Raw genomic sequence first — 9,612 nt, 5'->3', positions numbered from 1 at the left:
GACAAATACGCCCTAACCTACCTCGGTGGTGTCCTGTTAGCCTGCGCCGTAATCCATTCCCGCGTAGGAAGCAACAAATCGGGAGACACGCCCTAGCCGGTGAGCTGCGCCGGCGATGAGTGAACTCGCGGCCGGGCTGCGGAATGCTCCGCGGCGCGCATCGTCGCCGGGCTAAGGTGAGCGCCGTGGCTGAGATCGCGCCGCTGCGCGTGCAACTGATCGCCAGGACCGACTTCCTGGCGCCGCCCGACGTGCCCTGGGACACCGACGCCGACGGGGGTTCCGCGCTGGTCGAATTCGCCGGCCGCGCCTGCTACCAGAGCTGGTCGAAGCCCAACCCGAAGACCGCGACCAACGCCGGCTACATCAAGCACATCATCGACGTCGGGCACTTCTCGGTGCTCGAGCATGCCAGCGTCTCGTTCTACATCACCGGCATCTCGCGGTCGTGCACTCACGAGCTGATCCGCCACCGGCACTTCTCGTACTCGCAGCTGTCGCAACGCTATGTGCCGGAAGGGGACTCGCGGGTCGTCGTACCGCCGGGCCTAGAAGAGGACCCCGAACTCCAGCAGGTGCTGACCGATGCCGCCGACGCCAACCGCGCCGCGTACGCCCGACTGCTGGCCGGACTGGAAGCCACGTTCTCCGACCAGCCCAACGCGGTGCTGCGGCGCAAGCAGGCCCGCCAAGCGGCCCGCGCCGTGCTGCCCAACGCCACCGAGACCCGCATCGTCGTGACCGGCAACTACCGCGCCTGGCGGCACTTCGTGGCCCAGCGGGCCAGCGAGCACGCCGACGTGGAAATCCGGCGGCTGGCCATCGCGTGCCTGCGCCTGCTCGCCGGGGTGGCCCCCGCGGTTTTCGCCGACTTCGAGATCTCCACGCTGGCTGACGGCACCGAGGTGGCCACCAGTCCGCTGGCGATCGAGGCCTGAGCCGCCGGGCGGCGCGACCCGGCCCGCGCCGTCGCCGAAGCTCTTGCCCGCGCCAGGTAACCTGATCACCGTGAGTATGGCCGGATTCGACGTCCCCGCACGGTTGGGAACCCTGCTGACCGCGATGGTGACGCCGTTTGACGCCGACGGCTGCTTGGACACGGCCGCCGCGGCCCGACTGGCGAACCACCTGGTGGACGCCGGGTGCGACGGCCTGGTGGTGTCGGGAACCACCGGCGAGTCGCCGACCACGACCGACGACGAGAAACTGGAGTTGCTGCGCGTCGTGCTCGAGACGGTGGGCGACCGGGCCCGCGTGGTCGCCGGGGCCGGCACCTATGACACCGCTCACAGTGTTCGCCTGGCCAGGGCGTGCGCGGCCGAGGGTGCGCACGGCCTGCTGGTGGTCACGCCGTACTACTCGAAGCCGCCGCAGAGCGGACTGATCGCGCACTTCAGCGCCGTGGCCGACGCGACCGAACTGCCGATGCTGCTCTACGACATCCCCGGGCGTTCCGTGGTGCCCATCGAAGTCGGCACGCTGCGCACGCTGGCATCGCACCCCAACATCGTCGGCGTCAAGGACGCCAAGGCCGATCTGCACGGCGGTGGCCAGGTGATCGCTGAGACCGGGCTGGCCTACTACTCCGGCGATGACGCGCTGAATCTGCCCTGGCTGGCGATGGGCGCCATCGGCTTCATCAGCGTGATCTCCCATGTGGCGGCCGGTCAGTTACGAGAGTTGCTGTCCGCCTTCTCCTCCGGGGACATCGCCACGGCCCGCAAGATCAACGTCAGCCTCGCCCCGCTGTGCAACGCGATGACCCGACTGGGCGGGGTGACGATGTCCAAGGCGGGCGTGCGCCTGCAGGGCATCGACGCCGGTGAACCCCGGCTGCCCCAGATGGCGGCCACCCCCGCCCAGATCGACGCGCTGGCGGACGACATGCGCGCCGCCGGGGTGCTCAGGTGAGCCGGCAGTGGAGGTAGACCTCGCCCCCCCGGGGCCTTTGACCGCAGGCGGGTTGCGCGTCACCGCGCTGGGCGGCATCAACGAGATCGGCCGCAACATGACCGTTTTCGAGCATCTGGGCCGGCTGCTGATCATCGACTGCGGGGTGTTGTTCCCCAACCACGACGAACCCGGGGTCGACCTGATCCTGCCGGACTTGCGGCACATCGAGGACCGCCTCGACGACATCGAGGCCGTGGTGCTCACCCACGCCCACGAGGACCACATCGGGGCGATCCCGTTCCTGCTCAAGCTGCGCCGGGACATCCCGATCGTCGGGTCGCGGTTCACCCTGGCGCTGGTCGCCGCGAAATGCCGCGAGCACCGCATCAAGCCGGAGTTCGTCGAGGTCGCCGAGGGGCAACGCAGCACCCACGGGGTGTTCGAGTGCGAGTACTTCGCGGTCAACCACTCCATCCCGGACGCGCTGGCGATCGCGGTGCACACCGGCGCGGGCACCGTCCTGCACACCGGCGACATCAAGCTCGACCAGCTTCCCCTCGACGGCCGTCCCACCGACCTGCCGGGCATGTCGCGGCTGGGCTCGCGGCGCGATGGGGCCGGCGTGGACCTGTTCCTGTGCGATTCGACCAACGCCGACCATCCCGGCGTGGGGCCCTCGGAAAGCGAGGTGGGCCCCACCCTGCACCGGCTGATCCGGGGCGCCGGCGGCCGGGTCATCGTGGCGTGCTTCGCCTCCAACGTCGATCGCGTGCAACAGATCATCGACGCTGCCGTCGCGTTGGGCCGGCGGGTCTCTTTCGTCGGGCGTTCCATGGTGCGCAACATGGGGATCGCCCGCGACCTGGGCTTCCTGCGGGTGGCCGATTCGGACGTGATCGACATCGGCGTCGCCGAGACGATGCCGCCCGAGCGTGTCGTGCTGATCACCACCGGCACCCAGGGTGAGCCGATGTCGGCGTTGTCGCGGATGTCGCGCGGCGAGCATCGCAGCATCACGCTGACCGCGGGCGACCTGGTCATCCTGGCGTCGTCGCTTATCCCGGGCAACGAGGAAGCGGTTTACGGCGTCATCGACTCGCTGGCCAAGATTGGGGCTCGCGTGGTCACCAATGCCCAAGCGCGCGTGCATGTTTCGGGCCACGCGTATGCCGGGGAACTGTTGTTCTTGTACAACGGCGTGCGGCCGCGCCACGTCATGCCGGTGCACGGGACCTGGCGGATGCTGCGCGCCAACGCCAAGCTGGCCGCGAGTACGGGGGTGCCCGAGGAGTCGATCCTGTTGGCCGAGAACGGTGTCAGCGTCGACCTCGTCGCCGGGCGGGCCGCAATCGTGGGGGCGGTGCCGGTCGGCAAGATGTTCGTCGACGGGCTGATCACCGGCGACGTCGGCGATATCACCCTGGGCGAACGTCTCATCCTGTCGTCGGGATTCTTGGCGGTGACGGTGGTGGTGCGGCGCGGCACCGGGCGTCCGGTGGGGACGCCGCACCTGTTGTCCCGCGGGTTCTCCGAGGATCCCAAGGCGCTCGAGCCGGTGGTGCGGCGGATCGAGGCGGAGCTGGAGTCCCTGATGGCCGACAACGTCACCGAACCCGCGCGGATCGCCCAGGCGGTGCGGCGCACCGTGGGCAAGTGGGTGGGCGAGACCTACCGGCGGGCGCCGATGATCGTGCCGACGGTCATCGAGGTCTGAGGCGCTAGACCTTTTCCGCGAAGGCCGACCACTCCAGTCCCGAGGTCTTGAGTTTGCGACCGGTGGGCGCGACGTATCGCTGCGCGAGTTCGTCGGGTCCGGCCTGGTCCACCAGGCGCCAGCCGTACTCGCCGAGAAACGCGTCGACTTCGTCGGGCTGCAAGCCGAACTGCCACAGTTGCTGCCGCTGGCGGACCTTGCGGTACAGCGTTCGGGTGCCATACCGGTTCGTGCCGTCGATGAAATCGCTACGGACGTAGGTGAACACGAAGCGGCTACCCGGCGCGGCCGCGCGCAGCCCCTCCATCGTCCGGCGAATGGTGGCGGGGGTGAGGTATTGAGTGACCCCTTCGCAGATGAAGAAGACCCGGTAACCGGTGCTGTAGCCGTGCTCGGCGAGTGCGGTGAGCAGATCGTCGTGCTCGAGGTTCAGCGCCACCAACCGAACCGACAGCGGTGGCTCGCCCAGCACCCGGCGGACCGTCTTGAACTTGCGGGCGACGTTCACCGGCAGGTCGACCTCGAAAACCGGGATGCGGACTCGCCGTGTCAGCAGATAGGCGCGGGTGTCCAGCCCCGCCCCGAGGATGACGACGGCCTCGATGTCATCGAGCGACTCGTTGAGCTTGTCGGCGGTGAAACGCTTGCGGCAGGCCAGATTCGCCCACAGCCCAGGGCCGGTGAACTCCGAGGCGCGGATCATCAGATGACGAACCGGCGCGAACCGCGTCGCACCGACCAGCCAGCGCAGCGGGGCGGGCAGAAAGAGCTCGGCGAAATCGTCGTCCACCAGGCGGCGCCCCGACGGTTCGTTTTGCTCGACGGCGGCCAACACCGCGGGGCCGAACGCCGTCTGTACTACCGATTTTCGGGTCATGGCCGCTACTTGTTCACGAAGCCCGCATCGACCGGCAAGGTGACACCGGTGACGTAGCGGGCCTGGTCGGACACCAGCCAGGCCACCGCGTTGGCGATGTCCTCGGCTTCCAGCACCTCCACCGGCATGGCGTTGCCCATGGCGCCCGGCGTGTTGGTCGCGGCGGCCATCTTGGCCAGCCACTCCCGGGTGAACTCGTTGTTGATCATCGGGGTCTCGACACCGGAGGGATGGATCGAGTTGACCCGGATGTACTGCGAGGCAAGCAGGTTCGCGTAGACCCGCATCAAGCCGACCACCCCGTGCTTGGCTGCGGCGTAGCCGACCGAACCTGCGTCCGGGCTGCCGACGCCGGCCAGCCCGGCCGATGAGCTGATCAGCACGATCGAACCGCCGCTGCCCTGGGAAACCATCGTCGGTATCGCGACCTTGATCGTGTTGTAGACACCGGTGAGGTTCACGTCGATGACGTCGCGCCAGCCTTCGTCACCGGACTGCATGGGGGCGATACCGGCATTGGCGACGACGATGTCGAGCCGGCCGAACGTGTCGAGGCCCGCCTGCAGCGCCGAGGACAGCGACGCCCGGTCGCGCACGTCTCCGCGAGCGGCGACGATCCGGGAGCCGGTGTCTTCGACGAGCGTGACGGTCGCCGCGAGGTCCTGCGGGGTCGCCAGGGGGTAGGGGACGCTGGCGATCTGCTCGCACAGGTCGACCGCGATGATGTCCGCGCCGTCGGAGGCCAGCCGGACGGCGTGCGCGCGGCCCTGTCCGCGCGCCGCACCGGTGATGAAGGCGACCTTTCCCTCCAGAGGTCTCTTCAGCGGCCCGTCCGGGCCACGGCCCGTCACGCGCGCAACTGTCCCTTGGCGCGGTCGCCGGCGGGAACCGGCTGCAGCATCTTGATGTCGGGCGCTCCGGCCAGGTGTTCGCCGATCGCGGTGAACATCGTGGCGACCGCGGGCGCGGTGCTGTGCGCCTTGAGCGCCTCCTCGTCGGCCCACTGCTCGATGAAGACGAACGTTTCGCCCGTCTGGTGCAGCGAGTACAGCTGGCACCCGGGCTCGCCGTGCACTTCCTCGACCGAGGCGGTGAGGATGTCGCGGGCGGTCTCGACCGACTCGGGTTTGACGGTCATGGTGGCGACGACGACGACGGGCATGCTGAGGCCTCCTGGCGATCCGTGAATTGCTGGGTGTGTTGCGGGCGGGCATGACGTGGATCACCCTACTCACGGGTCCCGGGGGCCCGTCCTGCGCGGGGCCGCCCCGGGGCCGGCGACGGAATCGTTACCAGTGTGGCGGGTGGTGCAGATGTTGTCTTTGCGACTACCCTGAATGTCATGTCCAGTAAGACCGTCGCCCGCTCCGGTAGCCGAACGAGCAGGTCAAAGCCCACTTCGCGGGGCGGTACCCGCAGTGCGCGGCCTGCGGCCCCCCGCAAGAAGGTGAACCGGCCGGGCCCGCGGCGTAACCGGTCACTCCTGGTCGCCGCGGGGCTGAGCTGCGGCCGGGCCATGCGCGCGGCCTGGCTGATCACCGCACGGGGTACCGGTGGCGCGGCGCGGTCGATCGGACGGGCCCGTGATGTGGAGCCGGGGCACCGCCGCGACGGTGTCGCGCTGGTCCTGCTCGGCGTCTCGGTCGTGGTCGCGGCGAGCTCGTGGTTCGACGCCGCGCGCCCGGTCGGCGCGTGGGTCGACGTGCTGTTGCGGACGTTCATCGGCTCGGGTGTCCTGCTGCTGCCGCTGGTCACCGCCGCGGCGGCGGTGACGCTGATGCGGACCCGGCCCGACGCCGACGCCCGGCCCAGGCTGATCCTCGGCGGCAGCCTGATCGTCCTGTCCTATCTCGGCCTGTGCCACCTGTGGTCCGGATCGCCGGAAGACCCCGACGCGCGCCGCAGCGCGGCCGGTTTCATCGGGTTCGCCATCGGCGGGCCGCTGCGAGACGGGTTGACGGCCTGGATCGCTGCGCCACTGTTGTTCATCGGAGCCCTGTTCGGGCTGCTCCTGCTGACCGGCACCACGATCCGCGAGGTGCCCGAAGCCCTGCAGGACATGTTCGGCACCCGGCTGTTCCAGCGCGGCTATGTCGACGAGCCCGGCGGCGACCCCGGCCGTTACGACGTCGAGCCCGGCTACGAGGCGTCCGCTGCCGCCGAGGACTTCTCCGACGGCTACTACGACGACCATCATGGCGACGGCGCCTTCCACCCCGACAACGAGCCGGCGGCGTGGCCTTCTGCAGGCGGTGCGGCCGCAACCGATCCGCCCCCGATCGAGGACGACGTGCCGACCGTCCCGGAACGGTCCACCCGGGGCCGCCGGCGTGGCAAGGCTGAGCAGGACACCATCGAGCTGGACCGGGTGGTCGAGGGACCGTACACGTTGCCGTCGCTGAGTTTGCTGGTGGCGGGGGACCCGCCCAAGAAGCGCAGCGCCGCCAACAACGTCATGGCCGACGCGATCGGCGAGGTGCTCACCCAGTTCAAGGTCGATGCGGCCGTGACCGGCTGTACCCGCGGGCCCACCGTCACGCGTTACGAGGTGGAACTGGGGCCCGGCGTCAAGGTCGAGAAGATCACCGCGCTGCAGAAGAACATCGCCTATGCGGTCGCCACCGAGAGCGTGCGCATGCTGGCACCTATCCCCGGCAAGTCCGCCGTCGGCATCGAGGTGCCCAACACCGACCGAGAAATGGTGCGGTTGGCCGACGTGCTCACCGCGTCGTCGACACGCCGTGACCACCACCCCCTGGTCATCGGGCTGGGCAAGGACATCGAAGGCGACTTCATCTCGGCGAATCTGGCCAAGATGCCGCACCTGCTGGTGGCCGGGTCAACCGGATCCGGCAAGTCCAGCTTCGTCAACTCCATGCTGGTCTCGCTGCTCGCCCGGGCCACGCCCGAGGAGGTCAGGATGATCCTGATCGACCCGAAGATGGTGGAACTCACGCCGTATGAAGGCATTCCGCACCTGATCACGCCGATCATCACCCAGCCCAAGAAGGCCGCGGCCGCACTGGCGTGGCTGGTCGAGGAGATGGAACAGCGCTACCAGGACATGCAGGCCTCGCGGGTGCGCCACATCGACGACTTCAATGCCAAGGTGCGTTCCGGTGCCATCACGGCACCGCTGGGCAGCCAGCGCGTATACCGGCCATACCCTTACGTCGTCGCGATCGTCGACGAGCTGGCCGACCTGATGATGACCGCGCCGCGCGACGTCGAGGACGCCATCGTGCGCATCACCCAGAAGGCGCGGGCGGCCGGCATCCACCTGGTGCTGGCCACGCAGCGACCCTCGGTCGACGTCGTCACCGGCCTGATCAAGACCAACGTTCCGTCGCGGCTGGCGTTCGCCACCTCGTCGCTCACCGACAGCCGGGTGATCCTGGACCAGGCCGGCGCGGAGAAGCTGATCGGCATGGGCGACGGCCTGTTCCTGCCGATGGGCGCGGGCAAACCGATCCGGTTACAGGGCGCGTTCATCACCGACGAGGAGATCCAAGCCGTCGTCAGCGCCTGCAAAGACCAGGCCGAACCCGAGTACACCGAGGGCGTCACCACCGCCAAACCGACCGGGGAGCGGACCGACTCCGATGGCAGGGATCCCGACATCGGCGACGACATGGACGTCTTCCTACAGGCAGTCGAGCTGGTGGTGTCCAGCCAGTTCGGGTCCACCTCCATGCTGCAGCGCAAGCTGCGGGTGGGGTTCGCCAAGGCGGGCCGTCTGATGGATCTGATGGAGACCCGCGGCATCGTCGGGCCGTCGGAGGGCTCCAAAGCGCGCGAGGTGCTGGTCAAGCCCGACGAGCTGGCCGGAACGCTGGCGTTGATCCGGGGTGGGAGCGACGCCGAGGGCGGCGATCCCGGCTCCGAATAGCGGCGGTCACAGCACCAGCAGCATCCGGGAGTTGCCGAGGATGTTGGGCTTGACGTAGCTCAAGTCCAGGAACTCGGCGACACCGATGTCGTAGGAGCGGCACATCTCCTCGAACACCTCCGCGGTGACCGGTGTGCCCTCAATCTCGGTGAACCCGTGCTTGCCGAAGAATTCGGTCTCGAAGGTCAGCACGAACAGGCGCTCCAGCTGCAGCTCGTGCGCGACCTGCAGGAGCCGGTCGACGATCGCGTGCCCGATGCCACGGCCGGTCATGGCGGGGTCGACCGCGACGGTGCGGATCTCGCCGAGGTCGGCCCACATCACGTGCAACGCACCGCAGCCAACGACCTCGCCCGGTTTGTCGGCACATTCGGCGACCCAGAATTCCTGGATCGCCTCGTAGAGCGTCACCAGGTTCTTCTCCAGCAGGATCTTGCCCGCGTAGGTGTCGACGAGCCGCTTGATCGCGGGAACGTCGGAGGTGCGGGCACGCCGGACTGCCGGACGGTGGTCCTCAGGGCTTTCGGTCACGGGTAACAGTATCGACATCAGAGGCGTGTGAACTGGTCACCCGCTATTCTGATGCCGTGTCCGGGCACCCTCAAACGAGTCCGATCGCAGGTCGTGCCCGGATTGCCAACCTCGCCAATGTCCTCACCGGCCTGCGGTTGTTGCTTGTCCCGGTTTTCCTGCTCGTTCTTTTCCTCGGGGACGGTCACCAGACCGTCGGCCGTGTCGTGGCCTTCGGCATCTTCGCGGTGGCCGCCATCACCGACCGGTTCGACGGCCTGCTGGCTCGCAACTATGGCATGGCAACGGAATTCGGCGCTTTCGTGGATCCGGTCGCCGACAAGACGCTGATCGGCTCGGCGCTGATCGCACTGTCGATGCTGGGCGACCTGCCGTGGTGGGTGACGGTCGTGATCATGACCCGCGAAATCGGGGTCACGCTGCTGCGGCTGGCCGTGATCCGGCGCGGCGTCATCCCGGCCAGCTGGGGCGGCAAGCTGAAGACCGTGGTCCAAGCCGTCGCGATCGGCCTGTTCGTGCTCCCGCTGTCGGGGCCCTTCCGGGTTGTGGCGGCCGTGGTGATGGCCGCCGCGATCGTGCTCACCGTGGTCACCGGGATCGACTACGTGATCTCGAGCGTCCGGGAAGTCCGGCGAACGCCCCGCTGATCGCGGGGACGCGAGCGGGAACCAACGTCACCGCCGCCGGCGTTGACCCTGTGACAAACCG

General features: G+C 68.7%; 9 protein-coding genes and 1 pseudogene. 6 read left to right on the top strand and 4 right to left on the bottom strand.

From position 1 onward, the window contains the following. The 4 genes and pseudogenes from AC2VOK_RS16240 to AC2VOK_RS16225 form a co-directional block, all read left to right on the top strand. Nucleotides 1–96: pseudogene (locus AC2VOK_RS16240) on the top strand (IS5 family transposase); the annotation flags it as partial. Nucleotides 97–185: 89 nt separating this feature from the next. Beyond that, nucleotides 186–938 carry an FAD-dependent thymidylate synthase gene (gene thyX, locus AC2VOK_RS16235; RefSeq protein ID WP_428901399.1) on the top strand — a complete coding sequence of 251 codons (753 nt, stop codon included), beginning with the start codon at nucleotides 186–188 and terminating at the stop codon, nucleotides 936–938. A gap of 70 nt (nucleotides 939–1,008) precedes the next feature. Further along, entirely contained in the window at nucleotides 1,009–1,911 is a 903-nt protein-coding gene (dapA, locus tag AC2VOK_RS16230; RefSeq protein WP_428901398.1) for a 4-hydroxy-tetrahydrodipicolinate synthase, read from the top strand. Between the two features lie 7 nt (nucleotides 1,912–1,918). Next, nucleotides 1,919–3,607, top strand: coding sequence for a ribonuclease J (locus tag AC2VOK_RS16225; RefSeq protein ID WP_428901397.1), 1,689 nt, complete (start codon nucleotides 1,919–1,921; stop codon nucleotides 3,605–3,607). A 4-nt stretch (nucleotides 3,608–3,611) separates the two neighbouring features. Here AC2VOK_RS16225 and AC2VOK_RS16220 read toward each other — a convergent pair whose 3' ends face one another. Genes AC2VOK_RS16220 through AC2VOK_RS16210 form a run of 3 tightly spaced genes read right to left on the bottom strand, consistent with a single transcriptional unit; the run spans nucleotide 3,612 to nucleotide 5,646 of the window. Then, nucleotides 3,612–4,484 carry an SAM-dependent methyltransferase gene (locus AC2VOK_RS16220; RefSeq protein ID WP_428901396.1) on the bottom strand — a complete coding sequence of 291 codons (873 nt, stop codon included), beginning with the start codon at nucleotides 4,482–4,484 and terminating at the stop codon, nucleotides 3,612–3,614. 5 nt (nucleotides 4,485–4,489) lie between these two features. Beyond that, nucleotides 4,490–5,308, bottom strand: a complete 819-nt coding sequence (locus AC2VOK_RS16215) for a mycofactocin-coupled SDR family oxidoreductase (RefSeq protein WP_428901401.1) — start codon at nucleotides 5,306–5,308, stop codon at nucleotides 4,490–4,492. Between the two features lie 23 nt (nucleotides 5,309–5,331). Continuing rightward, nucleotides 5,332–5,646, bottom strand: coding sequence for a putative quinol monooxygenase (locus AC2VOK_RS16210; RefSeq protein ID WP_428901395.1), 315 nt, complete (start codon nucleotides 5,644–5,646; stop codon nucleotides 5,332–5,334). Between the two features lie 180 nt (nucleotides 5,647–5,826). Between AC2VOK_RS16210 and AC2VOK_RS16205 the strand changes: the two genes are divergently transcribed. Beyond that, nucleotides 5,827–8,373 carry an FtsK/SpoIIIE family DNA translocase gene (locus tag AC2VOK_RS16205; RefSeq protein WP_428901394.1) on the top strand — a complete coding sequence of 849 codons (2,547 nt, stop codon included), beginning with the start codon at nucleotides 5,827–5,829 and terminating at the stop codon, nucleotides 8,371–8,373. Between the two features lie 6 nt (nucleotides 8,374–8,379). Here the strand turns inward: AC2VOK_RS16205 and AC2VOK_RS16200 are convergent, their stop codons facing one another. Next, the gene (locus tag AC2VOK_RS16200; protein ID WP_421528504.1) at nucleotides 8,380–8,904 is read right to left on the bottom strand and encodes an amino-acid N-acetyltransferase; all 525 of its coding nucleotides are present in this window, start codon (nucleotides 8,902–8,904) and stop codon (nucleotides 8,380–8,382) included. An 83-nt stretch (nucleotides 8,905–8,987) separates the two neighbouring features. On the opposite strand from AC2VOK_RS16200, the gene pgsA reads away from it, so the two are divergent. Beyond that, a complete protein-coding gene (gene pgsA, locus AC2VOK_RS16195; protein ID WP_428901400.1) occupies nucleotides 8,988–9,551 on the top strand; it encodes a CDP-diacylglycerol--glycerol-3-phosphate 3-phosphatidyltransferase in 564 nt (187 codons plus the stop codon). Nucleotides 9,552–9,612 lie beyond the last annotated feature (61 nt).

This window comes from Mycobacterium sp. TH-M116 (assembly GCF_057473685.1).
This window is presented reverse-complemented; position numbering and strand designations above follow the sequence as displayed.